Source organism: Rhizobium bangladeshense (assembly GCF_001662075.1).
Classification (GTDB): Bacteria; Pseudomonadota; Alphaproteobacteria; order Rhizobiales; family Rhizobiaceae; genus Rhizobium; species Rhizobium bangladeshense_B.
The window spans coordinates 15,073-39,191 of the sequence record NZ_LYPL01000003.1 but is presented as its reverse complement, the minus strand read 5'-3'; the positions used below and the strand labels follow the sequence as shown (position 1 = coordinate 39,191).

The window sequence follows — 24,119 nt, the reverse complement described above, 5'->3', positions numbered from 1 at the left end:
GGCGAGAGTTCTTTCAGCCCAAGGACTTGGGCTGGCTGGATCTCTGTGACACCCCTCGGGTCAAGCCCAAGGACAGAGATGAGGGAGGAGAAGATTTTCCCGCCTTCGTCTGACGTACGTACCACAACGATAATCTAGGAGGAGGTCGTCCATGATCCGCAATCCCATCCTGCCCGGGTTCAACCCCGATCCGTCGATCTGCCGCGTCGGCGCGGATTATTATATCGCCACCTCGACCTTCGAATGGTATCCGGGCGTGCAGATCCACCATTCGCGCGATCTGGTAAACTGGACGCTGGTGCGCCGGCCACTGGAACGCCAGTCGCAGCTCGACATGCGGGGGAACCCTGATAGCTGCGGCATCTGGGCGCCGTGCCTTTCCTATGCCGACGGGCAATTCTGGCTGGTCTATACCGACGTCAAGCGCTTCGACGGCAATTTCAAGGATGCGCATAACTACATCGTGACCGCTCCCTCGATCGAGGCCCAATGGTCCGACCCCGTCTATGTCAACTCCTCCGGCTTCGATCCTTCGCTCTTCCATGACGATGACGGCCGCAAGTGGTTCGTCAACATGCAATGGAACCACCGCACCGAAAGCTATGGCGGCTCGCCGAAATCGCCTGCCTTCGACGGCATCCTGCTGCAGGAATGGGACCCGCTAGCGAAGGCGCTGACGGGACCGATCAAGAATATCTTTGCCGGCAGTCCGCTCGGCCTCGTCGAAGGCCCGCATCTCTTTAAGAAGAACGGCTGGTATTATCTGACGACCGCCGAGGGTGGTACCGGCTACGATCACGCCGTCACCATGGCGCGCTCGCGCCGCATCGAAGGGCCTTATGAGATGCATCCGAACATGCACCTCATCACCTCCAAGGATCATCCCGGCGCGGTGCTGCAACGGGCAGGGCACGGCCAATATGTCGAGACGCCAGAGGGCGAGGCATATCACACCCATCTCTGCGGCCGACCGCTGCCGCCGAAGCGGCGCTGCACGCTGGGGCGCGAGACGAGCCTGCAGAAATGCAGCTGGCGCGACGATGACTGGCTCTATCTCGAAAACGGAACTTGCGTGCCTGATGTCGATGTGCCGGGTCTCTTTGGTGCTGCGCCGGTGGAAAAGCCGATGCGTAGTGAATATAGCTTCGATGGCACGGCATTGCCTGCTGACTTCCAGTGGCTACGCACGCCCGAGCCGCAGCGTATCGTCAACCTGACGGACCGTCCCGGTCATCTCCGGTTGATCGGGCGCGAAAGCATCGGTTCCTGGTTCGAACAGGCGTTGGTCGCCCGCCGGCAGGAGCATCACAGCTTCCGCGCCGAGACCGTGATCGAGTTCTCTCCCGACACCTACCAGCAGGTTGCCGGACTGACGCATTATTATAACCGCCACAAGTTCCACGCACTCGCCGTCACGCTCCACGAAACACTCGGCCGCTGCGTCACCATCCTTTCCTGCAATGGCGACTATCCGAACGGACGCCTGATCTTTCCGGCTGAAAGCGGGGTGGCGATCGCCGCAGAGGGCCGCGTCCAGCTCGCCATGGAGATTCGCGAGAACGACCTGCAGTTCTTCTGGCAGACCGAAGGCAAGGGCGCCTGGCAGCCGATCGGCCCGGTGCTGGACGCCGGGATGATCTCCGACGAGGGTGGACGCGGCGAACACGGCTCGTTCACCGGCGCTTTCGCCGGCCTGTTTGCCTTCGATACGTCCGGGCGGGGGAAGGTCGCGGATTTTGATTGGTTTAATTATGAAGAGTTGTGAGGGCGACCGCGGCTACTCGGAACCGATAAAAAGAAAGCCGGCCCGGGGCCGGCTGAGACGAACGCGGCTGGACAGGGATACTCGCCGGTTCCAAACACTTCGTGACTGAACAATAACTTTCACTACAACCCGAGGCAGCGGTAAAGGGCGCAACGAGAACGCCGAAGGACGGCTCCGCGAAGGGATGGGCGGCGGGGCGGATGCCGGTGCTTGCCTCGCCTCTCTTATCGGGCATCAAGATCACCGGATGATGACATTCCAAACCGGCCGTTACCTTTCGTTTCGCCGGCATGAACGTTGCGGTGAAAGCCGAAAAGCCGGCATCTTGGTCATGTCGCCAGGGAGTGACTTCGTCGTCGTCAGTGACGGTGTTGGCGCTGCGTGAATGCAGTGTTCACGTTACCGAAGGATGTCAAACCGTCACAGACGAACTATATAGCGGGCCGAAATACTTCGAGAATCCTTAAGAGTTCCGCATGGCCCCCATTATTTCCGTTCAGAACCTAACCAAGACCTATGCCAATGGGTTCGAGGCCCTGAAGGGCATCAACCTCGACGTGGAGAAGGGCGAGATCCTGGCGCTGCTCGGACCAAATGGCGCGGGCAAGACGACGCTGATCTCGATCATCTGCGGTATCGCCAATCCGAGCGGCGGGCAGGTGCTGGTCGCCGGCCATGACGTCGTCAAGGATTTCCGCGCAACGCGTTCCATGATCGGGCTTGTGCCGCAGGAACTGACCACCGATCAGTTCGAGACGGTGTTCAACACGGTGAGCTTTTCGCGCGGGCTGCACGGCAAGAAAGCCGATCCCGCCCATATCGAGAAGGTGCTTCGCGCCCTTTCGCTCTGGGACAAGAAGGACAATATGCTGCGTCAGCTCTCCGGTGGTATGAAGCGCCGCGTGCTGATCGCCAAGGCGCTCTCCCATGAACCGGAGATCCTTTTCCTCGACGAGCCGACCGCCGGCGTCGACGTGACGCTGCGCAAGGATATGTGGAATGTCGTCGAGCAGCTGCGGGCTTCCGGTGTCACCATCATCCTGACAACACATTACATCGAAGAGGCCGAGGAGATTGCCGACCGGGTCGGCGTCATCAATGGCGGGCAATTGCTGCTCGTCGAGGACAAGGCGGCGCTGATGGCGAAGCTTGGCCGCAAGCAGCTCATCCTCGATCTCACCGAACCGCTCGAGCGGCTGCCGGACTGTTTTGCCGGCAACGGATTGACGCTGGAAGCCGAAGGCTGCCGGCTGACCTATGATTTCGATGCCGATAATGAGCAGGAGAGCATCGCGACCCTGCTCACCCGGCTGAGCGAGAACAATATCCATTTCAAGGATCTCTCGACGCGGCAAAGTTCGCTCGAAGACATCTTCGTGGCCCTGGTGGGAGCGGCAAAATGAACGTCGAAGCGATCAAATCGATCTATCTCTTCGAGATGGCGCGCACACGCCGCACCCTGCTGCAGAGCGTCATCTCGCCGGTGATTTCGACATCCCTCTATTTCATCGTCTTCGGCGCGGCGATCGGCTCGCGCATACAGGAAGTGGAGGGTGTATCCTACGGCGCCTTCATCACACCCGGCCTGATCATGCTGACGCTGCTCGGCCAATGCATCAGCAACGGCTCCTTCGGCATCTATTTCCCGAAATTCACCGGGACGATCTACGAGGTGCTGTCGGCGCCGGTGGCGATGACGGAAATCCTGCTCGGTTATGTCGGGGCGGCGGCGACCAAAGGTATGATCATCGGTTTCATTATCCTGCTGACCGCCAATCTCTTTGTCGACGTCAGGATCGAGCATCCCTTCATGATGATCCTGTTCTTCCTGCTGACGGCCGTCACCTTCAGCCTGTTCGGCTTCATGATCGGCATCTGGGCCGGCAATTTCGAGCAGCTGAACCTTATTCCGATGCTGGTGGTGCCGCCCCTGACCTTCCTCGGCGGCAGCTTCTACTCGATCAACATGCTGCCGCCCTTCTGGCAGGCAGTCAGCCACTTCAATCCGGTCCTCTATCTCGTCAGCGGATTCCGCTGGAGCTTCTACGGGATCGCCGATGTCAATCCGGCGACCAGCCTGGCGATGATCACGGTGTTCCTGGCAATCTGCCTCGGCACGCTCGGCTGGATCTTCAAGACCGGTTACCGGCTGCGCAATTGATCCGGCGCTGGAGAAGCGTCGCAATTTCAACATGAAGATTGCCAGCCATGACGTCATCGGTCATGGGGGATAAGAGATGGTCAGCCGCAATGTGCTTGGATGCTCCACAGCCGCGACGATGTTTTGCTCAGCCCCGCAGGAAAGCTTGTCAGGAGAGGAAATCGTCCATTCCATTCACGTCACCTACGCCGTGATGATGAAGGGAAAAGAGCCCTCCTTCGGCGAGTCGTCATGCGTTCCCGACAGCGCCTGCCAGCTCGCCGAGCACAACGAGCCCAACATTGAACTCAGTATAACCGTGCATTCCGGCTCGAGGGCGCATAGTGAGTTACGCGTTATTGCTCGGCCGAACCCTGCTCCTTTCAGAATTTGCGATCATCGATCGACTTGCCGGACCGTCGGGCTATGATCGAGATCTTTTCTGGGGAGAGGGTTTCTATCGTGACTCCATTGGTTTGGAAGCCGCGCCGTAGGATCGGCGAGGTGCTAATCGCTTACTGATGTCCGTCAAGCGCTGCTGACGAGCAGAGCCCCCGACAGAATGAGGAGGGTGCCGGCGACCAGTTTGAGTGTGTCGACCTCGGCGGCTTCGCCGAGGAAAAGCGCACCAATGGCGAGCGTCACCAGCACGTTGCAGCTCCAGATCGGGGCGAGTTTGGAGACCGGCACGCCATAAGTGAAGAGCGCGAAGCTGATAAGGCCGGTGCCCACGGCGAAGCAGGCCCCTGCGGTAGCGGCAAAACCCAGACCTTCGGCGGTCCAGGGGGCAGGGCGCCCAGTCAGTGCGGCGATAAGGCCGGCGAGAGCGCAGGCGGTGCCGAAGGCGATCAAATAGATGGCGGAGCCGGTGGCGGCGACCGCGCTTTGCTTTTGGAAGATGGCGGTGATGCCCCAGAAAATGGCGGGCAGGACGCCGCCGACGATGATCGGCCAGATTGAATTCATCGCGAAACTCCAGCCGGTCGGACATGCGGGCCACCAGACTAGGAGTTTCTTTTTGCTCTTTGTGGTCTTGTTGTTTTGCGGTTGAAGGTGGCAGATCGGGCTGCCGCAATAAAGTGGAATCTCTCTGAATGGCGAGTTGACGAGGTGCTGATTCCTTTCTAGTTGTATCGGTTATGAAGATCGCAATGGTTTTTGTCGTGGTGATAGGGCGCATGGGCAGGATGGTGTAACCATCCGGCGATCAGCCCCATGCGCGGTAAATCAAGCTCCTGACGGGGCTTTTTTTGTGCCCTGAATTTGCGCCTCGCCCCGTCAGACTCCAGAAACCTCGCTGACAAGACGGGCAAGACCATGCCACGCGATAATATCGTTCAGACTTCCGGCAGCCGCCTGACCGAGAAGACGGCCACGGCTTCGACCGCCGCACCCCGACGCACGACCCTCCTGCTGCTCACGGCGCTTTCGGTGTTGCCGGTCAACATATATCTGCCGGCGCTGCCAAACATCGCAGTCACGTTTCAGGCCGATTTCGCCCTCGTCAATCTTTCGATTGCGGGCTATGCCATCATCAACGCCCTGGCGGAAATTGTCGCCGGCGCGATGTCGGATCGCTACGGGCGCCGGCCGGTCGCGCTGATCGCCGTTTCGATTTTCATCATTGCTTCGATCGGCTGCGCGCTCGCTCCCAATATCGGCATTTTCCTGTTGTTTCGCGTGATGCAAGCGTCGATCGCGGCCTGTTTCTGCGTCGCTCTTGTCGTCATCAAGGAGACGGCGGGCGAGGGCCAGGCTGCCAACAGGATCGGCTACGCCGCCATGGGTTGGGCAATCGCCCCGATGCTCGGTCCGAGTTTCGGCGGCGTTCTGGACGAAGCGTTTGGGTGGCGGGCGATCTTCGTTGCTCTTGCGCTGCTTGGCGCAGCCATCCTTGCGATTTCCATGCGCGAGCTGAAGGAAACCGCCGGACATGCGTCGAGACCGAGAGGCAATTACCTTGCCTGCTATCGGCAGCTTCTGGGTTCGTCGCGGTTCTGGGCGTATACGCTGTGCATGGCCTGCTCGACCGGCACACTTTATATCTTTCTCGGAGGGGCATCTTTAGCCGTCGGTTCACTGCTCGGCGGATCGAGCGCAAAGCTGGGCTTGTTCATGGGAATGGTTCCCGCAGGGTTCATTCTGGGCAGCTATCTCGCTGCCCGATTGGCGGGAAAACCGCTCGGCATCACGCTCATTATTGCGCGCGTAACGACCTGCATGGGTCTGTCGCTGGGGCTGATCCTGTCGATGTCGGGCGTCACACATGTCCTGGAGTTTTTCGGACCCTGCATGTTTATCGGCATCGGCAATGGCTTGACCTTTCCCGCCGCCAATCTAGGGGTGATGTCGGTTCGTGCCCATTTCGCCGGCACCGCTGCCGGCCTTGCCGCTGCCATGTCGATCGCCGGCGGAGCGCTGATCGCTACGATCGCCGGACTGTTTCTCCGGGAGGCCGGCGCGATTCCGACGCTATACGCGATGTTGCTGACATCGGCGTTGCTTGCTTTGTTGGCAGCGCTTTTCGCAGCTTTTGTCGACGTTCCTCATCGAGAGCGATCAGAAAGCGGATCGGGGATAAATTAAGCCGCCGGTTCAATCCCGCAGGCGCAATTCGTCGGTCTGCATCTGCATGGAGCCCAGCGTTTCCAGGAAGCTCATGCCGAGCAGGCTCTGGTCGAGCCGGCCATCCTCGGCGACGCTGGCGGCGACGTTGTTGCGGACGATCGGACCGATCGCCACCTGGTCGAGCGTGATCGGGGCTGCGCGGCTGCGGCCGTTGGCGGTCATGACCGTCATCGAGTAGGTGAGGCCGGTGAGATCGATGCCGATGCGTTCGGCATCCTCGTGCGAGAGCGCCACCATGCTGGAGCCGGTGTCGACAAGCATCTCGACCGGTCGGCCATTGACATTGACGTCAGCCTCGAAATGGCCGTTCAACAGCTTGTGCAGGATGATTTCCCTGCCACCCTCGCTCGTCGTGACGACGACGGCGCGGCCGGGAACGAGGCCGGCGAGCAGTCGATTGCCGACTCCGAGTGCTTCCTGGCGATAAAGATAGACGGTGATGAGTGCCAGGATGATCACCAGCCAGATCATCATCTGGCGTATGGTTTCACCGACGCTGCGCCGGCTTCCCCAGATACCGGCCGACAACATCAGCGCGATCGGCAGCAGGTAAACGAAGCGGCCGAAATCGTCGCTTTGCAGGCCGAGGATGCGGCTGCCGTCATTGTTGAGGATCAGCACGGCAAGGCCGATGCCAATCACGACGAGGAGGACAGTCAAACGGATCATCAGGGCTGCTCCGGCCGCGCCGCGAGGCTTGTTTTCATGCGGCTCCTAGTGGCGGCTGCGAGCCTCGCCGGCAGCAGCGCCATGATCCCGCCGCGCTCGGCATCGGTATAGGTCATCCAGCCACCGATTTCCTCAAGAGTGCGGCCGCATCCGGCGCAAAAACCGGTGGCTGAAACCATGGAGCAGACATGAATGCAGGGTGTTTGCATGGAAGATATATCGGAGTTTCAAAGAGCCGTGGCAAGTGCGCAAAAAGTGGCGATTTCGCAAATCTGCTGCGTTGCCCCCAGCGTGTCGCCGGTGTGGCCGGCAAGCCGGCGGCGAATGAAGACGGTGCAGGCAAATCCTGCGACGCCGGTGGCGAGCAGGCTGGCGACGAGCGGCTGCAGGCCGAAGGCCGGCCAGATCAGAAGCGCGGCGAGAAGACCGGCCGAGACGAGCGCAAAATGCATCGCCGCCTCATCCGGCTGACCGTTGGAGGCCGCCACGCCATCGGCCTTTGCCGGCGGCAGCCGCTGCCAATGCCAGACGATCGCGCCGCGGCTCAGCGCCGCGACGGCGGGAATGGCAAGGACTGCTGCGAGTAGCGAGGAATGGCGGACAATGGCGGCAAGCGCTGCTGCGCGGATCGCGAAGGAGAGAATGAGTGCGATTGCGCCATAAGTGCCGATCCGGCTGTCCTTCATGATGCTGAGGCTCTGTTCGCGGCTCTTGCCGCCGCCGATGCCGTCGGCCGTATCGGCCAAGCCATCTTCGTGCAGCGCGCCGGTGACAAGAGCCTGGACGGCAAGTGCGACCAGTGCGGCCACCAGTGGATCGGCGCGCAGGCCTAAAAGAAGGAGAAGGGCGAGGGCTGGGACAAAGCCGATGAGAAGGCCGGCGAAGGGAATGGCGCGCACCAGGCGGCCGAGCCTGCCGTCATAGCCGTTGAACAGCGCTGGCGGCATGGGAAGGCGGCTGAGGAAGGCGACGGCGCGGGCGGTATCGACCGCATAATCCTTGATCTTCATTCTGTTTCGTTCTGCCGGAGGCCCGGCTTTTGGTCGCGGCGGCGCTTTTGGTGTTGTTCGCTTCGTTTGCCGGCTTTAAGAGAGAGCCACCGCAAAGAAGCTGATTTGCGTGAAAAAAACAAGAATAGCCGATTCATAGGAACACCGCACAGATGAGCGTTTCAGGCCTGCCGTTCGACGATTTCCGTACCCTGCTCCGCGACCTGCCGGGGCCGGATGCCCGCGCGCTGGTGGCCGCACGCGAACGCGACGCGCAGCTGACCAAACCGCCGGGTGCGCTCGGACGGCTCGAAGAAATCGCCTTCTGGCTCGCCGCCTGGACCGGCCGCCCACCCGCCGTCAACCGGCCGCTGGTGGCAATCTTCGCCGGCAATCATGGCGTCACCAGGCACGGCATCACACCGTTTCCGCCAGCCGTGACGCAGCAGATGGTCGAGAATTTCGCGGCCGGCGGTGCGGCGATCAACCAGATTTGCGTCGCTTATGATCTCGGCCTGAAAGTCTTCGACCTGGCACTCGATTATCCCACAGGCGACATCACCGAGGAGGCAGCGCTTTCCGAGCGTGACTGCGCCGCGACCATGGCTTTCGGCATGGAAGCGATCGCTGGCGGCACCGATCTGCTGTGCATCGGCGAGATGGGCATCGGCAATACGACGATCGCGGCTGCGATCAACTATGCCCTCTATGGCGGTTCGGCGCGGGACTGGGTGGGACCCGGCACCGGCTCTGAAGGCGATATGCTGGAGCGCAAGATTGCGGCGGTCGAAAAGGCAGTGGCGCTGCATAGCGACCATCTCGACGATCCGCTCGAGATCATGCGGCGGCTTGGCGGGCGCGAGATTGCGGCGATGGCCGGCGCCATTCTTGCCGCCCGCATGGAGCGCATTCCGGTGCTGATCGACGGTTATGTCGCGACTGCCGCGGCGGCGATCCTCAAAGCCGCAAACCCTACCGCGCTCGATCATTGCCTGATCGGCCACGTCTCCGCCGAACCCGGGCATCTGCGCTCGATCGAGATGCTTGGCAAGACGCCGCTTCTGGCGCTCGGCATGCGGCTCGGCGAAGGCACCGGTGCGGCGCTGGCCGCCGGCATCGTCAAGGCCGCCGCTGCATGTCATTCCGGGATGGCGACCTTCGCCCAGGCCGGGGTGAGCGGCAAGCATTGAGGCCGCGGCCGCAGCACCGGTGATGCGGGCTCCGGTTTGCTTGCGCCGCCGAGGTGGATTGGGTATCTGCGTATTCGCTCACCAAAGGGGAGACGGCAAAGCCTTTCCCCGGTCTGGGGCGCAACAGAAAGAGGAGAGGGCGTCTTGACGAAGCCTGCGGTGACGAAAGAGACCGGATTTCGGCATTTCACCGCCGCTGCCAGCTATTCCTGGGCGGGTTTTCTGCGTGTGCTGAAAGAGGCAGCCTTCCGCCAGGAGCTCGGATTCTTCGTCGTGTCGCTCGTGGCGCTGGCGCTGGTGGGCGCGACGGCCGGCGAGATCGTTGTCGCGGTTCTGCTGTTTCTCGGGCTGTTTTCGATGGAGGCGATGAATACTGCCGTCGAAGAGGTGATCGACCGGATTTCGCCGGAGATATCGATTGTCGGCAAACATGCCAAGGATCTCGGTTCCTTCGCGGTGACCTGTATGATCGCCGCCTGCTGCCTTTATCTCGGCTTTGTTCTCGGCAAACACCTGTTTTTTGGTTGAATCAGGCAAAGCTCTTGCGCTTGCGCGCGACCGCCTGAGCCTCTTCGACAGCCGGCAGGCTCTGGAGCACGCGCCTGGCGGGCAGGATGGCGATGACCTCTGTGCCCTCGCGTAGCTTCGATTTCAGCAGGAACTGTCCGTCATGCTTGGCAAGGATCGCCTGGACGATCGGCAGGCCGAGGCCGGTGCCCTGTTCTGCGCTCTTGATGGCGATCGAGCCCTGGCCGAAGGCCGAGAGGACGACGGGAATCTCTTCCTCCGGAATGCCGGGACCGTTATCCTTGATCGAGATGTACTGGCCGCCGCCGGCCGTCCAGCCGACCTTGACGTGGATTTCGCCGCCCTGCGGCGTGAATTTGACGGCATTGGAGAGAAGATTGAGCACCACCTGGCGCATCGACTTCTCGTCCGCCCAGATGGCCGGCAACTGCCGCTCGATCTGATCCGAAATGGCGATGTTCTTGGCCCGGGCGCGCAACTGCACCATGCCGATGCAATCCTCGGTGATATCGAGCAGTGAGATCGCCTCTTCGCTCAGTTCGTACTTGCCGGCCTCGATGCGCGACAGGTCGAGGATTTCATTGATCAGATCGAGCAGATGCTGGCCGGAGCGATGAATGTCGCCGGCATATTCCTTGTAGGTCGGATTGGCGAGCGGCCCCATGACTTCGGCAGACATTACCTCGGAAAAGCCGAGAATGGCGTTGAGCGGGGTCCTGAGTTCGTGCGACATGGAGGCAAGGAAGCGGGACTTGGCGAGGTTTGCCTCCTCGGCGCGGCGACGCGCCTCGTCAGACATCGATTTCGCCACTTCCAGCTCGGCGATCAGGTCGTCTTTCTCCGACTGATAGGAGAGGATCCTGAGGTTCGATTTGAAGAGCCGATCGCTAATGTAGTTGAAGAAGACCAGGGTGGCCGTGAACAGCCCGGTCAGGCTGATTTCGAGGAGGTCGCGCGACAGGCCGCTCTTGGCGCCGAGCGCCAGCACTGCCGGTGCGAAGGCGACCAGCACGGCAGGCGTCAGCATGAAATTCGACATCGCCGTGACGGAGAGCGCAATCAGCAATGTTGCGCCCTTATAAAGAATGAAGCTCGACGGCTCGCAGGTGTCGCAGCTCTGCAGCGCGAAGACGGCCCAGCAGCAGCCGACCAGGAATTGGCCGAAGAGCAGCAGGCGGCGCCATTTGCGGGCGCTCTCGGCGGTGATTTCCTGGCGGCGCGCCCGCCGCGCGAGCAGGATATTGCCGGTGTGGCAGGTGAGCGTCAGCAGCGCCCAGAAGAGCAATCGGGTATCTTGGGTGAAATAAACGCCGAGCCCGGTAATGATGACGACAAAGAGCGGCATGATCGTCGCGCCCTGCAGCATCGACGCGATGTACATCTTAAGTACATCACGGTCGAAGGAGGAATTGGACGCATGGCCTGACTGAAGACGTTCGCGCGTCTGCCGCACGGCCTTGGAAACGGCCTTGTTGCGGTGGCTGCGCGACCTGTCGACGATAATCTTGTCGGTCGATGTGCTTACGCCGGTACTCATGTGCACGTTGAAACTTCATCCCAGGGTGGATAAGAGCTTAACCGGCAATTCTTAAGAAGATGTTTGCCATCTTTGCCAAGGATTTGTTTTTTAAGGAGGCGAAAGCGTGACACGGGGCCTGCGCCTGATTCGCGACGGCGTGACCGCTTTTGCCCTGCTGGCGCTCCTGGCCCTGATCGCCGCCAAGGTCAACGATACTGCCGCCATCAAGCATAAGGGCGCCTTTCATGCCGCCGATGGCGACAGTCTGTCTTTGGGGCGGGAACGCTTCCGCCTCGAAGGCATCGATGCACCGGAGCTTAATCAGAGCTGCGAGCGGGCGGGAGCGGTCTGGGCTTGCGGGCGGGCCGCGCGCCAGGCGCTGCAAGAGATGGTGCTGGCATCGGGAACGCTGTGCCAGGGCAACCGGCGCGACCGCTATGACAGGCTGCTCGTCGTTTGCCGCGATGGGGCAGGCGAAGACGTCAATGCCGCGATGGTGCGGCGGGGCATGGCCATCTCCTATGGCGGTTACGGCAAGGAGGAGGCCGAAGCGAGGATTGCGAAGGCCGGGATGTGGGCCGGAAGTTTCGAGCGGCCGCGCGATGTGCGCGACCATGCCCGCCAGAATTCAAGTTTCGACGCGGCGCTGCGCTTCATCGGGCGAATTGTCGGATGGGAGTAAAGCCATGAGCGACGAAGCCGAGCTGGAAACTTTGCGACGTGAAATCGCCGCCTGCCGCGTCTGTCGCGACGCGCCGGCAAAGGGCGCCGCGCACCGGTTGCCACACGAGCCGCGGCCGGTGGCCGTGATTTCTTCGAACGCCCGCATCCTGATCGCAGGGCAGGCGCCCGGACTTCGTGTGCATGAGAGCGGCCTGCCCTTCGATGATGCCTCGGGCGACCGGCTGCGATCGTGGCTCGGCGTTGACAGGGCAACATTCTACGACCGCGACCGGTTCGCCATCGTGCCGATGGGCTTCTGCTTCCCCGGCTACGACGAAAAGGGGGCGGATCTGCCGCCGCGGCGCGAATGTGCGCCCTTCTGGCGGCCAAGAGTCATTTCGGCGATGCCGCAGATCGAACTGGCGCTGGTCATCGGCCGATATGCACAGGCTTGGCATATGGCCGGAGGAGGGCGAGGCGGTATGACCGAGACGGTGCGGGGGTGGCGCGACAGCCTCATGTCCGGGCGATCGCCGGCGGTGCTGCCGCTGCCGCATCCGAGCTGGCGCAACAGCGGCTGGCTGAAACGCAATTCCTGGTTCGAGAAAGAACTGCTGCCTGTCTTGCAGGAGCGGACGAAAATGCTGGTTTCCTGAAACAAAATTCTTTTCGTTGGGCGGAATCGAGTTATACAAAGAAAATAATTCGAAAGGACTGACGTGCGCATGGACCGCCTCGACCGAAAAATTCTGCGTCTGCTGCAAGAAGATTCGACGCTTGCCGTTGCCGATCTCGCTAAAAAAGTGGGTCTTTCTACGACGCCCTGCTGGCGGCGTATCCAGAAAATGGAGGAGGACGGCGTCATCAAGCGTCGTGTTGCCATCCTCGATCCCGAGAAAGTCAACACCAAGGTCACCGTTTTCGTGTCGATTCGCACCGCTACCCATTCGATCGAGTGGCTGCGCCGCTTTTCCGAGGTGGTCGCCGAATTCCCCGAAGTGGTCGAATTCTACCGCATGAGCGGTGACGTGGATTATCTCCTGCGAGTCGTCGTGCCCGATATCGCCGCCTATGATGCGTTTTATAAGCGGATGATTGCAAAGATTGAGATTCGCGACGTTTCCTCCGCCTTCGCGATGGAGCAGATCAAGTATTCGACGCAGCTGCCGCTGGACTACATGATTCTCGAGAACGCCAAGTCCAACGAAGACTGAGTCCGAACGTGCGATCCGCGACCGCCTGGAATGGCGGTTAAAAATCAAAATATCGAGGCATGGTATGCTACCGTAGGGGGTATCCTCCACAAGAAACGGGCTTCCAGCGGCATTCTCATCATCCGCGAGGATGTTCGCAATGAGGCAGCCGGCAAGGCCGGGAGAGGGATCTGACTGCAGAAAAGACTCAAAAATAGCGAAAAAGCGCTTGAATCGCGGCGAAATCCTGAAAATATACATAGCCTAGTAACGATTAGCGGGCTATGGTGCGTACAACCAGTGGGCAATATGTCATCATTTTGACGCATTGGTATCGAAATCAGGACACTATGTCCTAAGCCGCCACCTTGTTTGCGTTCATTAGCCGGCGGTAGTGTTTTATGAGCTTCACCACTATGTCCGATGAAGATCGGGCGGTGAGGATTTTGATGAAAGAATATAGTGTTTGCGGCTTGCGATGGAAGGCTTCCGTCGCTGGGCCGTTTTTGCGTTTTTTGCCATAACCAATTGAAATTGTTGTATAAAAATCACGCTTTCGGGGAAAATGGCCCGATCGGCCCCCTCGCACATATATCGAGAATTGCTTGATAACGCCCGGTATGGGATGACCGTTTGGCGGTTCGATCGATCCGCACGCCGAGATGGCTGTTCAAACTGGGCCGGCTTCAAATCGACTACCCGATTGGAAGCCAGCCCCGATCGACAAAGGAATGGATTGGTAAATGAACATCAGAATGGTTTTGCTCGCATCAGCAGCAGCTTTTGCTGCATCGACGCCGGTTCTTGCAGCTGACGCTATCGTTGCTGCCGAGCCGGAACCGGTTGAATATGTTCGCGTCTGCGACGCTTACGGCACCGGCTACTTCTACATCCCCGGCACCGAAACCTGCCTCAAGATCGAGGGTTACATCCGTTTCCAGGTTGACGTTGGTGACCAGCCGCTCAATCTCTCCGAGTCTAACGACTCTGACTGGGATGCTCGTACGCGCGGCCAGGTTCAGTTCACGGCTAAGAGCGACACCGAATATGGTCCGCTGACCGGCGTCATCGTCATGCAGTTCAATGCTGACAACGCTTCGGAACAGGATGCCATCCTCGACTCCGCTTACCTCGACATCGCGGGCTTCCGCGCTGGTCTCTTCTACAGCTGGTGGGACGACGGCCTTTCCGGCGAAACCGACGACATCGGTTCGATCGTAACCCTGCATAACTCGCTCCGTTATCAGTACGAAAGCGGCACCTTCTACGCCGGCATCAGCGTCGACGAACTGGAAGACGGCTTCTACAAGACGGGCGAAGAGCCGAACAACGTTGGCGTTGCCTTCGGCGTTGGCGGCACTGCTGGTGCGTTCAGCTACCAGATCACCGGCGGCTGGGACTTCGACAACGAAGACGGCGCTGTCCGTGCAATGGGTACGGTTGAAATCGGTCCCGGTACGCTCGGCCTTGCTGCCGTATACTCTTCCGGCCCGAACTCCTACTACTCCGCAGCTGAATGGGCTGTCGCTGCCGAATACGCAATCAAGGCAACCGACAAGCTCAAGATCACTCCTGGCGTCCAGTACTACGGTGACTACTACGTTGCCGGCGACGACTTCAGCGATGGCGACGCTTGGAAGGTTGGTCTGACGGTCGATTACCAGATCGTCGACAACTTCTACGCCAAGGCTTCGGTTCAGTACCTCGATCCGGAAGATGCTGACGACTCGACGGCTGGCTACTTCCGCCTGCAGCGTTCGTTCTAATCGACCTAGTGATGCTCCCGGTCTTCTGGCCGGGGGCACCCAATCAGTTTCTGATCCGAGTGACCTCCGATCAGCTACGGGGACGGGTCCGGTCTTCCCTGCCGGACCGTCCTTGCAGCGTTTTTGCTCCCATCTCCATGGCAGTTTTTTTTGATCGCCATCTAGGTAGGCCGACCGGCATGTTGCGTATCGCAAGTCGGCATCCTGCCAGCCTTCATCGAGGCTTCCCATTTCTTCATCCCAAGAGAAATCAAATCGACCGACGGGCACCGGTTTGCTTTGCCGCGACGGGTCGCGGAAAGAAAATCGAATGCCGACAATGTGATTACGTTTTTGGGGAGGGAGGATACAACCGCTTACAGCGGGCAGCATTCATTCCTACTCTCCGTTAGCTTGTTCTTATGGAAGATCTCAACGACTACTATTATTTCGCAGCCGTCGTCTCCAGCGGTGGATTTGCGTCGGCAGTCGCGATCTGAAGATACCGCGTTCGAAACTCAGCAGGCGGGTGAGCCGGCTTGAGGACGGGCTCGGCGCACGGCTGATAGAGCGTTCGACCCGGCACTTTCGGGTGACTGAAATCGGCCAGGCTTTTTACGAAAGATGCCAGGCCATTCTGCAGGAGGCCGATCGTGCCAAATCGATCGTCACCGAGGCCCAGTCCGACCCGCAGGGCGTGGTGCGGATGGCCTGCCCGCTCGGCCTTGTCGACATCTCCGTTCGCGGGATCCTGCCTGAATTCCTCGAACGATACCCAAAGATGAAGCTGCAGATCATCGGCTCCGACCGGCGCGCCGACCTCATCAACGAACGGATCGACCTCGAGGTGAGGGCGACCAACGAGCCGGAGACGCGGACGATGCGCAAGCTCGACCGGGCGCGCCGCATCCTCGTCGCCAGTCCGTCGCTCGTGGAGCGCAGCGGTGGTTTGAATTGCGTGGACGAGCTCGCCGATCAGCCGACGCTGGCGATGACCTCGTGTGTGACCTTCCATACCAGGAGCTCATCGGCCCGAATGATGACAAACGGGTCATCCGGCATCAGCCGCGGCTGACTTGCCGCAGCATGACCGCCATTCTCGGTGCAGCCCGGGCCGGGCTCGGCTTCGGGCTGCTGCGCGAAAGCGCCTGTGAGGCGGATCTGCAGGCTGACAGGCTGGTGCGTGTGCTGCCGGAATGGCAGTCGGAAGAAAGCCAGTTTTATATCGTCTTCACAACGGCCAGGGGCATGCCACGGGCGGTAAGAGTGCTGATCGATTTTCTGGTCGAAAAATCCAGGCATCACTGACGGATAAAGCTTCGGCCCTATAGGGATGCTTGCCGAAGATCTGGCCGTCGACTTAATCCTGGGGCTCAGCCGGGGCATGGCGGTAGCGCCCTCAGACGACCAGGCCCTAGGCGGTAAGAAGCTCGAGCGGCGGCCTGTCATCGTTCAAGTCGGATAGCCCGCATCGAAGTGCGGTTACCGCGGCACGGACGAGCATGCGGTACGAACAATCAATAGAACGATCTGCCGCGACCAATGTTGAGTTTTGGCCGGGGGCGTCCCTGATCATCTTCATCATTGGAGCAATGATTGCTGCGATACTGGGTATCCTGGCGATCACGCCATTTGATCGCGGCAGCAATAAGAGCGACGCGCCACCACCGGTGATTCAACCGAATAGTGGTTGACCTCGGCTGAGGTGCCAAGGCCGAGGCAAAACAGAAGCTAACCCAACTCGTTCCAACCGGCGCTCGGGCCATAACAACCGGAGCCACGTGAAGCGCCCTGATGTGCGCAATCGCAGAACTCTCGCGCCAAAGGCAATGGAGCGAGAGTCGAGAGTTGAATGAGCAGATGACCGCCGGCCCCGCGGACAGCTTATCTGTGGCGCGACGCGGACCGTCAGTGGGCCGTCTGTGAATGTGGACCGCCGCGTTGCGAAATGTCACTGAGTGCTTTGCCTGTTTCCATGGTCTCGCCCTTCATGGCGAGATCGCCAAGCGAGATGATCCCGACCAGCCGCTTGCTTCGGTTCAGCACCGGCAAGCGCCGCACTTGAAGATCCCCCATGTTGTGAAGGACGTCTTCGATATCTTCGTCATCGAAGCAGTATTTGACATCGGTACTCATTACGTCGCGGACCTTTGCGTCGGGGCCCTTGCCCTCTGCCACGCCACGAATGGCGATGTCGCGATCGGTGATCATGCCGACCAGCCGGTCATTCTCGCCCACCGGGAGAACGCCGGCATCGAGACGTCCCATCATTGACGCGACATCTCGCAATGTGTGCTCCGGATCGGTGATCTGCACGTCTGTGGTCATGCAATTGCTGACTTTCATGATAACCTCCCTGTGCTGCCCGCGCGTCTCGCACGGGATAAGGAGAATCAACGCGCGCCGTTCGGAAACGTTCCTGCCAAGACCCGGTCGTCTGATTACGTGCCGGCGTGCCGTCGTCGAAATCGCCTCGACGCGAACCGTGAAAATTGTGCCGGAGCTATCTCTTCTTTCTCCTCGTTGATGGCGGCATCCCTGACCAAGCAGCGCTTCTGCATTCGGAACCTTCAGCGGGGCAGCCGGTTCTTGTCAGTGAAGCTAGAGGAACTGGCTATGCCTAGAAAAATTGCTGCCCCCGCCAAAAGGATCGACCCTAAAGAGCAGCCTGTCCACCGTTCCGACGACCAGGCGGCCCCCGCGGAGGCTGACGATCGCCAACATCCGCCACGAGATACAAGAGAGACGCCGGCACCGAACCCAAACGACAAAGGGCTTCCCGAATAGGCCGCTGGAATAAGGCAGAGACCGAAGACTGTCTCAAGGCGCGCGATCGGTCAGAGCGTCGGCTCCCTCCTGCTCGGCGCAATGCGCACAACAATAAATGATGTCGCCCTGCTCGACGCCATGCCCGATGATCCGGACGCCGCAATGCGGGCAGGCCGGAGCGAGCTTCTGAATAGCGCACTCGAAACTATCGAAGGTGTAGGTTTCATTTCCCAGGTTTACTTGGAAGGCCTTGTCATAATCATTGCCGCACTGGTCGCATTTGGCCATAACTGAATCCTCCTGCTTATCAACCTCGCGCGCAGCGACAGGTTCCATTTTAGGTTCCGGCTCATTGCTGCCCGGCGTTATTTTTGAACCTTGGTTGATTCGCAAAACCGCTGCATGCTCATCGCGCTATTTCAGCCGCGCCACGAGCTTTTCGCCGCTCAGCTCCCTGATCGCGTCTCTCCCAATCCAGCGGGCGGTTTTATCCGGACTTTCGGCCAGAAGCTTCGCCAGCCGCAGTGCCGGGCCGTGGCAGCCGCGATTGCGTTTGCCGATGCTGCGCAGTGCCCAATTGACAGCCTTGCGAACGAAGTTGCGGGAATCGCCGGAATGCGCCTCGATCAGGGGCAGCCAGGCAAGGATAGCCATATCGCTCTCGTTCTTCCGGTGGACGGCGGCGCCGGCGATCATGGCGAAGGCGGCGCGGCGAACAAACTCGCGCGCGTCGGCGGCGAATTCCGGTATGAGTTCGTCTAGCCGGGCCTCGACGAAGAGATCGGCGGCGCAGTCGACGATCTCCCAGGAATTGAAATCATTGGCCCAGCTTCTCGCCTCTTCCGCCGTCAACCGTTTCGGCTCAGCTGTGCAGAGGGCAAGCAGGCGGGCTTCGCGGATATCGCTTTGCCAGAGCTGCATTGCCCTGATGTGATCCCTCTTCGCCAATCTGGCGACCGCCCTGATATCGGGATTGGAAATGCCGAGAGCGCGAGCGGTGACGATGCCGAATCGCGCCATCCCGGCGACATTCTCCTCCGAGCGCAGCGTTTCGAGATGCGCGATCAGTTCTGGCGGATCGGAGGAGGGGCCGATCATTTCTCGAGACGGGCGAGCAGCGAGGACGTGTCCCAGCGATTGCCGCCCATCGCCTGCACGTCGCCGTAGAACTGATCGACGACGGCCGTGACCGGCAGCTTGGCGCCGTTGCGGCGGGCTTCGGCCAACACAATGGCCAGATCCTTGCGCATCCAGTCGACTGCGAAACCGAAATCATATTTGCCGGCGTTCATGGTCTTGTGGCGGTTTTCCATCTGCCAGGAGCCCGCCGCACCCTTTGAGATCACCTCGACAACCTTTTCGATATCGAGCCCGGCGCGCTTGCCGAAATGCAGCCCTTCGGCAAGTCCCTGGACGAGGCCGGCGATGCAGATCTGGTTGACCATCTTGGTCAGCTGTCCGGAGCCTGCCGGGCCCATTAGGCCGACCATCCTGGCATAGGCTTCGATGACGGGCCTGGCGCGCTCATAAGCGGCTTCGTCGCCGCCGCACATGACTGTCAAGACACCGTTTTCGGCGCCGGCCTGGCCGCCAGAAACCGGAGCGTCGATGAAGTCGACACCCTTTTGCTTTGCCGCTGCATAAAGTTCGCGAGCGACCTCGGCGCTGGCGGTGGTGTTGTCGATCAGCACCGACCCCGGCTTCATGCCATGCAGAGCGCCGCTCTGGCCTGATGTCACCGATCGGAGATCTTCATCGTTGCCGACGCAGACGAAGACAAAATCGGCTCCCTCCGCCGCCGCAGTCGGGGTAGGGGCGGATTTGCCGGAGAATTTCTCAGCCCAGGCGGCGGCTTTCTCGGCGGTGCGATTGTAGACGGTAACATCGTGGCCGCCCTTGATCTTCAGGTGGCCGGCCATGGGAAAGCCCATGACGCCGAGACCGATGAACGCGACTTTAGCCATATGTCCTATCCTTTCCTGAGTGAGAGGCCCCGAGGATTAACCGAAACGGCGGGAGCAGAAAAGCCGTCAAAAGCGAGTTCCCGTCGATCGACGTGAGGCTGGCCGTCGTTCGGTCCAGCCCTACACTGCAGGAAGGCGCAATGCTCCGGGGAACGGTATGAGCGAAATTCCGACGATCAAGCAGCGGCGCAAGGGCCGCAGTGGGATGCAAGCGATGCTCATTCCGTCGCAGCAGATGGTGGCGGAGCAGATCCGATCAGCGCCGCAAGGTGTTCGCACCGATCTCGGCGCCCTTCGCCGCCGCCTCGCCGCCCAATACGGGGCGGATGCCTGCTGTCCGGTGACGGTGCAGCGGCATTTGCGAGCCATCGCCGAACTGTCCTTCGGCGCGGTGGCGGCGGGCGAGCCGGTTTCGACAGTGACGCCCTACTGGCGTCTGGTCGATCCCGCGAGCCTGCTTGCGGCGCGTCTTGCCGGTGGCCCCACCTTCATTCGGGATCGGCTGGAGGCCGAGCGTCCGGAGAGTTCTTGAGGCATATCTTCAGTCTGGCACGGCGGGGCGCTCGATGCTACGGCAGATATGCCTGTCGCAGTGACGTTGCGCGATTGATGTAAGCTTAAATTCATAGCTGCAAAGCTATGTAAACTCTCGGCTGCTGTGGGCCGTTAGCCCCTGGTTCTCTTTCGCTTGTCTATATCAGTACCTCGCACTCTTGCTCGCCGCTTGACTCACGTATGCCTCGACAGCTATACGTCAATTCATAGCTTCAGAGGTATGAATCGCCAATGCCAGATGCTCACGACATGCTTTTCAGGACGCTCGCCGATCCGACGCGGCGGGCTCTGTTCGAGCGGCTGTGCCGGGAAGGGGAGAAGACGGTCGGGGCTCTGACGGAGCGGGCCGGCGTTTCGCAGCCGGTTGTTTCGAAACATCTTGGGATCCTGAAGCAGGCCGGATTGGTGCGCGACCGCCACGAAGGACGGCAGACGCATTACAGTGCGCAGCTTGGCGCGTTGGCCCCGCTGGTCGACTGGACGAGCGAGATGGCCGGCTTCTGGCAAAGCCGCTTTAACGCTCTCGAAGATTTGCTGAAAAGGATGGATCAATGACCGACACTTCGACAGAAACCCGCTCCGTCGTCATCGAGCGGGAAATGCCCTATCCCTCGGAAAAGATCTGGCGGGCGCTCACCCAGCCGCACTTGCTTCAGGAGTGGCTGATGAAGAGCGACTTTACGCCCGCCATCGATCATCGTTTCAGTTTCAGCGCGGATTGGGGTTCTGTCGACTGTAAGGTCCTGGAAGTCGAGCCGAACAAAACCCTGTCCTATAGCTGGGAAGCCTATGGGCTGGAAAGCGTGGTCACCTGGACACTCACCCCAACCGGCACCGGCACGCATTTGCGGATGGAGCAGTCTGGCTTCCGGGCGGATCAGCGACAGGCTTACGGGGGCGCCAGCAGCTGGTGGACGCAGTTCTTCGCAAATCTGGAGCAGGTTCTGGCGCGGTCGGAGTGAGATCGTCGAAGCGCGAATCGTCCGTCGCCAAAGCTCATTTTCCCGGGCTGGGAGGTCCCTTTGAACGGGAACAACCGGTTTCGGCAAATTCATCGCTGGCTGTCCGTCGCCTTTACGGAGGCTGTCATCGTCAATATCATCGCCGTGCCGCGGGGGAAATCGACCGACTGGGTAGGCCTCTTGGCACTGTTGCCGCCCTGCCTGCTGATGCTGATTGGTCTTTAACCTGCTGCCCTATGCCGCGAGGTGGCGCGGGAGATGGGAGTGAATGCAATGGCCGAGAAGAAATCCAAGACGGCGGCCAAGGTGAAAAGCAAGACGGCCGCCGAACCGGCCGCGACGCCGAAGCTGCTGTCGGGTGGCAACCCGCAGGTCGCCAAAGGCCATGGCGACGCGCCCGTGCAAGCCTATATCGCGGCGATGCCCGGCTGGAAAAGTCAGATCGGTCGTCGCCTCGATGGGATAATCACCGCCACGGTGCCGGGCGTATCCAAGGCAGTCAAATGGAACTCTCCCTTCTATGGCATCGAAGGGCAGGGCTGGTTCCTCGGCGTCCATTGCTTCACGAAATACGTCAAGGTGGCCTTCTTCCGTGGCGCCCTGCTCGATCCTCCGCCACCGGGCGCGTCCAAGCAGAAAGACGTACGTTACCTCGACATCCGTGAGGATGACGACATCGATGAAGCCCAGCTCACCGCCTGGGTGGAGCAGGCCAGCCGATTGCCCGGAGAGCGGATGTGACCGCAGCGATGTCATTGACGTCAGGGCCGATGAAGAGGGACAATCATGAAGAAAGCGACGGCAAGCATGAAGAAGAGCGGTTCCGGGCAGGAGGCCGAAGAAGCCTCGCCCTCCCAAATGATCGATGCGAGGATCGAGGAGCTCAAGGATTGGCGCGGCGAGACGCTTGCGCGGGCCCGGGCGCTGATCAGGCAGGCCGAGCCTGACGTTGTCGAGGAATGGAAGTGGCGAGGGGTTCCGGTCTGGGAGCGCAGCGGCATCATTTGCACCGGCGAGACCTATAAGAGCGTGGTGAAACTGACTTTTGCCAGGGGGGCCGCGCTGGAGGATCCTTCGGGCCTTTTCAACTCCAGCCTCGAAGGCAACACCCGGCGCGCCATCGATATCCACGAGAACGACAAGATCGACGAAGAGGCGTTGAAGGCGCTCGTTCGCGCCGCCGTCGCGTTGAACATGTCAGCCAAGGCCTCTCGTTCTAAAAAGTGATGCAATATCTGAAACTTGCTAATGGATCTGGCTTGTCCCGCGCTCGAGAAAGTGTTCGAGATTGTCGAGGCCGATTTCGGTGCCCTGAAGGCGGGCGCCGTTGTCGGCATAGCCGTCAAGGAACACCGCTTGTTCGGTAAAGACCATCTTTGTGCCATCGGGTTCGGCTTCGAAGGCGACGGTGGCGAGGGAGACCGAGATGCGGGTTTCGCCGAGCCTCATCTCATAAGCGTAGATGATCCGCGCATCGGGTACGATGTCGATGTAACGGGCCTCATAGGCGTGCAGGAGCCCGTCCGTATCGGCGACATAATTCCTCTCCAGTCCGCCGGGGCGAAAATCCAGGCCGTATTCCAGCGGTACCCAATCGCCGTGGCAGGCGAACCACTGGCGCTTGGATTCCGGCATCGACCAGGCGCGGAAGACGCGGGCCACGGGCGCCTTCAGGTGGCGTTCGATGACGAGAGTGGCGTGTTCTGCGGATCGTGTCGTCATTCGGGTAGGGTCTCCGGCTCGTCGGCGAGAAGTTGATCCAGCCTGTCGAAGGCAGTGGTCCAGCGGGTCTTCCGTTGTTCCACCCAGCGCTCGACGGCGGCAAACGCATCCTGCTGCAGGCGGTAGGTCCGCACCCGGCCGGATTTTTCGGAGAATACAAGGCCGCTGTCTTCCAACACCTGCAGATGTTTCATCACCGTCGGCAGGGCGACGGCAAGCGGCGCCGCCAGCTCGGTGACGGAGGCCGGGCCGCGGCCGAGGCGGTCGATCATGCCGCGGCGGCTGCGGTCGGAAAGCGCATGGAACATGCGGTCGAGCTCCGCCTGGCCGTCGATCATCCCGCTGCATCCCGAAAGCGGGCGGGCAGCCTGTCATGGTAAGGGTAGAACTTGAAATAGGGCCGGGCTTCTTCCAGCGTTCTTGCAAAGGATGGGCGCGCCAGCAGCCGATCGTAATAGGCGCGAAGGTTGGGCTGTTCCGATGAAAATGCGATCAGCGTCTCGGCGTAGAAGAGGGCCGGGGCCGCGGCGCAATCGGCCAAGGTGAAATCGTCGCCGGATATCCATTGCTTGCCGGCCAGCTGTTTTTCAATCATCGCGTAGGCGGTGCCGAGTGTCGCCCGGGAGGCGGCCATCTCGATCTCATCCGCCTCGCCCTCGGGTCGGCGACGATTGCTGACCAGCGACTGCATCGGCGCCTGGACATAGTGGTCGAAGAAGCGGTCCCAGAGGCGGACCTGCAGCGCCCGGTCGATCTCCAGCGGCAGCAGGCGAACGGGGCCGGGATAATATTGCTCGAGATATTCGATGATGATCGAGGTCTCGGGGATTGTGCTGTCGCGGGCCTCATCGCGTAGCAGCGGCATCTTGCCGATCGGCCAGAAGCGGAAGAGATCGGCGCGTGAGGTCTCGTCGGAAAGATCGACGAGACGGTTCTCGAAGGGCGTGCCGTTTTCGTAAAGCGCAATCAAAACTTTGTGGCAGAAGGAGGCGAGCGGATGCCCATAAAGCACAAGCGACATGGGGCGACCTTTCCCAATTCGGAAAAACTTTACCGATCGACTAAGTAACAACTTGCTTCGCATCGCGCAACAGATACTTCGCCGATCATGCAAGTAT

At 60.5% G+C, this 24,119-nt stretch carries 27 protein-coding genes and 2 pseudogenes; 17 read left to right on the top strand and 12 right to left on the bottom strand.

What is annotated here, in order from left to right:
* Positions 1 to 151: 151 nt before the first annotated feature.
* The 3 genes from A7X77_RS07730 to A7X77_RS07720 all read left to right on the top strand — a co-directional run bounded on the left by A7X77_RS07730 (position 152) and on the right by A7X77_RS07720 (position 3,926).
* The gene (locus A7X77_RS07730; protein ID WP_064682385.1) at positions 152 to 1,765 is read left to right on the top strand and encodes a glycoside hydrolase family 43 protein; all 1,614 of its coding nucleotides are present in this window, start codon (positions 152 to 154) and stop codon (positions 1,763 to 1,765) included.
* 476 nt (positions 1,766 to 2,241) lie between these two features.
* Positions 2,242 to 3,168 carry an ABC transporter ATP-binding protein gene (locus tag A7X77_RS07725; protein ID WP_064682384.1) on the top strand — a complete coding sequence of 309 codons (927 nt, stop codon included), beginning with the start codon at positions 2,242 to 2,244 and terminating at the stop codon, positions 3,166 to 3,168.
* On the top strand, positions 3,165 to 3,926 hold the full coding sequence (locus tag A7X77_RS07720; protein WP_064682383.1) for an ABC transporter permease: 762 nt from the start codon (positions 3,165 to 3,167) through the stop codon (positions 3,924 to 3,926). The genes A7X77_RS07725 and A7X77_RS07720 overlap by 4 nt, the downstream gene beginning before the upstream one ends.
* A 507-nt stretch (positions 3,927 to 4,433) precedes the next feature.
* On the opposite strand, the gene A7X77_RS07715 is transcribed toward A7X77_RS07720, so the two are convergent.
* On the bottom strand, positions 4,434 to 4,871 hold the full coding sequence (locus A7X77_RS07715; protein ID WP_064682382.1) for an EamA family transporter: 438 nt from the start codon (positions 4,869 to 4,871) through the stop codon (positions 4,434 to 4,436).
* Between the two features lie 351 nt (positions 4,872 to 5,222).
* Here A7X77_RS07715 and A7X77_RS07710 point away from each other — a divergent pair, with 351 nt between their 5' ends.
* Positions 5,223 to 6,491: an MFS transporter gene (locus tag A7X77_RS07710; RefSeq protein ID WP_064682381.1), complete on the top strand. Its 1,269-nt coding sequence runs from the start codon at positions 5,223 to 5,225 to the stop codon at positions 6,489 to 6,491.
* A 9-nt stretch (positions 6,492 to 6,500) separates the two neighbouring features.
* Here the strand turns inward: A7X77_RS07710 and A7X77_RS07705 are convergent, their stop codons facing one another.
* Genes A7X77_RS07705 through A7X77_RS07695 form a run of 3 tightly spaced genes read right to left on the bottom strand, consistent with a single transcriptional unit; the run spans position 6,501 to position 8,212 of the window.
* Positions 6,501 to 7,202, bottom strand: a complete 702-nt coding sequence (locus A7X77_RS07705) for a TIGR02281 family clan AA aspartic protease (RefSeq protein WP_064682380.1) — start codon at positions 7,200 to 7,202, stop codon at positions 6,501 to 6,503.
* The gene (locus A7X77_RS07700) at positions 7,202 to 7,411 is read right to left on the bottom strand and encodes a DUF1289 domain-containing protein (protein ID WP_064682379.1); all 210 of its coding nucleotides are present in this window, start codon (positions 7,409 to 7,411) and stop codon (positions 7,202 to 7,204) included. Before A7X77_RS07700 ends, A7X77_RS07705 begins: the two co-directional genes overlap by 1 nt.
* A gap of 18 nt (positions 7,412 to 7,429) precedes the next feature.
* Positions 7,430 to 8,212, bottom strand: coding sequence for an adenosylcobinamide-GDP ribazoletransferase (locus A7X77_RS07695; protein WP_064682378.1), 783 nt, complete (start codon positions 8,210 to 8,212; stop codon positions 7,430 to 7,432).
* Between the two features lie 152 nt (positions 8,213 to 8,364).
* Here A7X77_RS07695 and cobT point away from each other — a divergent pair, with 152 nt between their 5' ends.
* Both cobT and A7X77_RS07685 read left to right on the top strand, forming a co-directional pair.
* Positions 8,365 to 9,381, top strand: coding sequence for a nicotinate-nucleotide--dimethylbenzimidazole phosphoribosyltransferase (gene cobT, locus A7X77_RS07690; protein ID WP_064682377.1), 1,017 nt, complete (start codon positions 8,365 to 8,367; stop codon positions 9,379 to 9,381).
* Positions 9,382 to 9,525: 144 nt separating this feature from the next.
* The gene (locus A7X77_RS07685) at positions 9,526 to 9,909 is read left to right on the top strand and encodes a diacylglycerol kinase (RefSeq protein WP_064682376.1); all 384 of its coding nucleotides are present in this window, start codon (positions 9,526 to 9,528) and stop codon (positions 9,907 to 9,909) included.
* A gap of 1 nt (position 9,910) precedes the next feature.
* On the opposite strand, the gene A7X77_RS07680 is transcribed toward A7X77_RS07685, so the two are convergent.
* Positions 9,911 to 11,446 carry a sensor histidine kinase gene (locus A7X77_RS07680; protein WP_064682375.1) on the bottom strand — a complete coding sequence of 512 codons (1,536 nt, stop codon included), beginning with the start codon at positions 11,444 to 11,446 and terminating at the stop codon, positions 9,911 to 9,913.
* 106 nt (positions 11,447 to 11,552) lie between these two features.
* On the opposite strand from A7X77_RS07680, the gene A7X77_RS07675 reads away from it, so the two are divergent.
* The 5 genes and pseudogenes from A7X77_RS07675 to A7X77_RS07655 all read left to right on the top strand — a co-directional run bounded on the left by A7X77_RS07675 (position 11,553) and on the right by A7X77_RS07655 (position 16,337).
* Entirely contained in the window at positions 11,553 to 12,110 is a 558-nt protein-coding gene (locus A7X77_RS07675; RefSeq protein WP_064682374.1) for a thermonuclease family protein, read from the top strand.
* Between the two features lie 4 nt (positions 12,111 to 12,114).
* On the top strand, positions 12,115 to 12,747 hold the full coding sequence (locus A7X77_RS07670) for a uracil-DNA glycosylase family protein (protein ID WP_064682373.1): 633 nt from the start codon (positions 12,115 to 12,117) through the stop codon (positions 12,745 to 12,747).
* A gap of 69 nt (positions 12,748 to 12,816) precedes the next feature.
* A complete protein-coding gene (locus tag A7X77_RS07665) occupies positions 12,817 to 13,305 on the top strand; it encodes an Lrp/AsnC family transcriptional regulator (RefSeq protein WP_004678404.1) in 489 nt (162 codons plus the stop codon).
* Between the two features lie 722 nt (positions 13,306 to 14,027).
* Positions 14,028 to 15,050 carry a porin gene (locus A7X77_RS07660; protein WP_064682372.1) on the top strand — a complete coding sequence of 341 codons (1,023 nt, stop codon included), beginning with the start codon at positions 14,028 to 14,030 and terminating at the stop codon, positions 15,048 to 15,050.
* 401 nt (positions 15,051 to 15,451) lie between these two features.
* A pseudogene (locus tag A7X77_RS07655) lies at positions 15,452 to 16,337 on the top strand (LysR substrate-binding domain-containing protein).
* Between the two features lie 600 nt (positions 16,338 to 16,937).
* On the opposite strand, the gene A7X77_RS07650 reads toward A7X77_RS07655, so the two are convergent.
* The 4 genes from A7X77_RS07650 to A7X77_RS07630 all read right to left on the bottom strand — a co-directional run bounded on the left by A7X77_RS07650 (position 16,938) and on the right by A7X77_RS07630 (position 19,762).
* Complete coding sequence (locus A7X77_RS07650; protein WP_064682371.1) at positions 16,938 to 17,375, bottom strand: CBS domain-containing protein; 438 nt, start codon at positions 17,373 to 17,375, stop codon at positions 16,938 to 16,940.
* A gap of 474 nt (positions 17,376 to 17,849) precedes the next feature.
* Complete coding sequence (locus A7X77_RS07640; protein WP_239792070.1) at positions 17,850 to 18,134, bottom strand: hypothetical protein; 285 nt, start codon at positions 18,132 to 18,134, stop codon at positions 17,850 to 17,852.
* Positions 18,135 to 18,212: 78 nt separating this feature from the next.
* Entirely contained in the window at positions 18,213 to 18,896 is a 684-nt protein-coding gene (locus A7X77_RS07635; RefSeq protein WP_064682369.1) for a DNA alkylation repair protein, read from the bottom strand.
* Positions 18,893 to 19,762, bottom strand: coding sequence for an NAD(P)-dependent oxidoreductase (locus tag A7X77_RS07630; RefSeq protein ID WP_064682368.1), 870 nt, complete (start codon positions 19,760 to 19,762; stop codon positions 18,893 to 18,895). The genes A7X77_RS07635 and A7X77_RS07630 overlap by 4 nt, the downstream gene beginning before the upstream one ends.
* 157 nt (positions 19,763 to 19,919) lie before the next feature.
* Between A7X77_RS07630 and A7X77_RS07625 the strand changes: the two genes are divergently transcribed.
* From A7X77_RS07625 to A7X77_RS07605, 6 genes and pseudogenes are all read left to right on the top strand, one after another.
* The gene (locus A7X77_RS07625; protein WP_064682367.1) at positions 19,920 to 20,294 is read left to right on the top strand and encodes a hypothetical protein; all 375 of its coding nucleotides are present in this window, start codon (positions 19,920 to 19,922) and stop codon (positions 20,292 to 20,294) included.
* Positions 20,295 to 20,548: 254 nt separating this feature from the next.
* Positions 20,549 to 20,872 (top strand): ArsR/SmtB family transcription factor, encoded by a 324-nt coding sequence (locus A7X77_RS07620; protein WP_064682366.1) that lies wholly within the window; start codon positions 20,549 to 20,551, stop codon positions 20,870 to 20,872.
* Positions 20,869 to 21,279, top strand: coding sequence for an SRPBCC family protein (locus A7X77_RS07615; RefSeq protein ID WP_064682365.1), 411 nt, complete (start codon positions 20,869 to 20,871; stop codon positions 21,277 to 21,279). Before A7X77_RS07620 ends, A7X77_RS07615 begins: the two co-directional genes overlap by 4 nt.
* Before the next feature lie 60 nt (positions 21,280 to 21,339).
* Positions 21,340 to 21,547 (top strand): annotated as a pseudogene (locus A7X77_RS32015) (hypothetical protein).
* 5 nt (positions 21,548 to 21,552) lie between these two features.
* Complete coding sequence (locus A7X77_RS07610) at positions 21,553 to 22,020, top strand: DUF1801 domain-containing protein (protein WP_064682364.1); 468 nt, start codon at positions 21,553 to 21,555, stop codon at positions 22,018 to 22,020.
* Positions 22,021 to 22,065: 45 nt separating this feature from the next.
* Positions 22,066 to 22,506: a DUF1801 domain-containing protein gene (locus A7X77_RS07605; protein ID WP_064682363.1), complete on the top strand. Its 441-nt coding sequence runs from the start codon at positions 22,066 to 22,068 to the stop codon at positions 22,504 to 22,506.
* An 18-nt stretch (positions 22,507 to 22,524) separates the two neighbouring features.
* Here A7X77_RS07605 and A7X77_RS07600 read toward each other — a convergent pair whose 3' ends face one another.
* Genes A7X77_RS07600 through A7X77_RS07590 form a run of 3 tightly spaced genes read right to left on the bottom strand, consistent with a single transcriptional unit; the run spans position 22,525 to position 24,022 of the window.
* Positions 22,525 to 23,001 carry an SRPBCC family protein gene (locus tag A7X77_RS07600; protein ID WP_064682362.1) on the bottom strand — a complete coding sequence of 159 codons (477 nt, stop codon included), beginning with the start codon at positions 22,999 to 23,001 and terminating at the stop codon, positions 22,525 to 22,527.
* Positions 22,998 to 23,339: an ArsR/SmtB family transcription factor gene (locus A7X77_RS07595; protein WP_064682361.1), complete on the bottom strand. Its 342-nt coding sequence runs from the start codon at positions 23,337 to 23,339 to the stop codon at positions 22,998 to 23,000. The genes A7X77_RS07600 and A7X77_RS07595 overlap by 4 nt, the downstream gene beginning before the upstream one ends.
* Positions 23,336 to 24,022, bottom strand: coding sequence for a glutathione S-transferase family protein (locus tag A7X77_RS07590; RefSeq protein ID WP_064682360.1), 687 nt, complete (start codon positions 24,020 to 24,022; stop codon positions 23,336 to 23,338). The genes A7X77_RS07595 and A7X77_RS07590 overlap by 4 nt, the downstream gene beginning before the upstream one ends.
* Between the last annotated feature and the right edge of the window lie 97 nt (positions 24,023 to 24,119).

Coding starts and splice junctions, on each gene's coding strand:
- A7X77_RS07730 (WP_064682385.1), top strand. CDS start 152: ATGATCCGCAATCCCATCCTGCCCGGGTTCAACCCCGATCCGTCGATC.
- A7X77_RS07725 (WP_064682384.1), top strand. CDS start 2,242: ATGGCCCCCATTATTTCCGTTCAGAACCTAACCAAGACCTATGCCAAT.
- A7X77_RS07720 (WP_064682383.1), top strand. CDS start 3,165: ATGAACGTCGAAGCGATCAAATCGATCTATCTCTTCGAGATGGCGCGC.
- A7X77_RS07715 (WP_064682382.1), bottom strand. CDS start 4,871: ATGAATTCAATCTGGCCGATCATCGTCGGCGGCGTCCTGCCCGCCATT.
- A7X77_RS07710 (WP_064682381.1), top strand. CDS start 5,223: ATGCCACGCGATAATATCGTTCAGACTTCCGGCAGCCGCCTGACCGAG.
- A7X77_RS07705 (WP_064682380.1), bottom strand. CDS start 7,202: ATGATCCGTTTGACTGTCCTCCTCGTCGTGATTGGCATCGGCCTTGCC.
- A7X77_RS07700 (WP_064682379.1), bottom strand. CDS start 7,411: ATGCAAACACCCTGCATTCATGTCTGCTCCATGGTTTCAGCCACCGGT.
- A7X77_RS07695 (WP_064682378.1), bottom strand. CDS start 8,212: ATGAAGATCAAGGATTATGCGGTCGATACCGCCCGCGCCGTCGCCTTC.
- cobT (WP_064682377.1), top strand. CDS start 8,365: ATGAGCGTTTCAGGCCTGCCGTTCGACGATTTCCGTACCCTGCTCCGC.
- A7X77_RS07680 (WP_064682375.1), bottom strand. CDS start 11,446: ATGAGTACCGGCGTAAGCACATCGACCGACAAGATTATCGTCGACAGG.
- A7X77_RS07670 (WP_064682373.1), top strand. CDS start 12,115: ATGAGCGACGAAGCCGAGCTGGAAACTTTGCGACGTGAAATCGCCGCC.
- A7X77_RS07665 (WP_004678404.1), top strand. CDS start 12,817: ATGGACCGCCTCGACCGAAAAATTCTGCGTCTGCTGCAAGAAGATTCG.
- A7X77_RS07660 (WP_064682372.1), top strand. CDS start 14,028: ATGAACATCAGAATGGTTTTGCTCGCATCAGCAGCAGCTTTTGCTGCA.
- A7X77_RS07650 (WP_064682371.1), bottom strand. CDS start 17,375: ATGAAAGTCAGCAATTGCATGACCACAGACGTGCAGATCACCGATCCG.
- A7X77_RS07640 (WP_239792070.1), bottom strand. CDS start 18,134: ATGGAACCTGTCGCTGCGCGCGAGGTTGATAAGCAGGAGGATTCAGTT.
- A7X77_RS07635 (WP_064682369.1), bottom strand. CDS start 18,896: ATGATCGGCCCCTCCTCCGATCCGCCAGAACTGATCGCGCATCTCGAA.
- A7X77_RS07630 (WP_064682368.1), bottom strand. CDS start 19,762: ATGGCTAAAGTCGCGTTCATCGGTCTCGGCGTCATGGGCTTTCCCATG.
- A7X77_RS07625 (WP_064682367.1), top strand. CDS start 19,920: ATGAGCGAAATTCCGACGATCAAGCAGCGGCGCAAGGGCCGCAGTGGG.
- A7X77_RS07620 (WP_064682366.1), top strand. CDS start 20,549: ATGCCAGATGCTCACGACATGCTTTTCAGGACGCTCGCCGATCCGACG.
- A7X77_RS07615 (WP_064682365.1), top strand. CDS start 20,869: ATGACCGACACTTCGACAGAAACCCGCTCCGTCGTCATCGAGCGGGAA.
- A7X77_RS07610 (WP_064682364.1), top strand. CDS start 21,553: ATGGCCGAGAAGAAATCCAAGACGGCGGCCAAGGTGAAAAGCAAGACG.
- A7X77_RS07605 (WP_064682363.1), top strand. CDS start 22,066: ATGAAGAAAGCGACGGCAAGCATGAAGAAGAGCGGTTCCGGGCAGGAG.
- A7X77_RS07600 (WP_064682362.1), bottom strand. CDS start 23,001: ATGACGACACGATCCGCAGAACACGCCACTCTCGTCATCGAACGCCAC.
- A7X77_RS07595 (WP_064682361.1), bottom strand. CDS start 23,339: ATGATCGACGGCCAGGCGGAGCTCGACCGCATGTTCCATGCGCTTTCC.
- A7X77_RS07590 (WP_064682360.1), bottom strand. CDS start 24,022: ATGTCGCTTGTGCTTTATGGGCATCCGCTCGCCTCCTTCTGCCACAAA.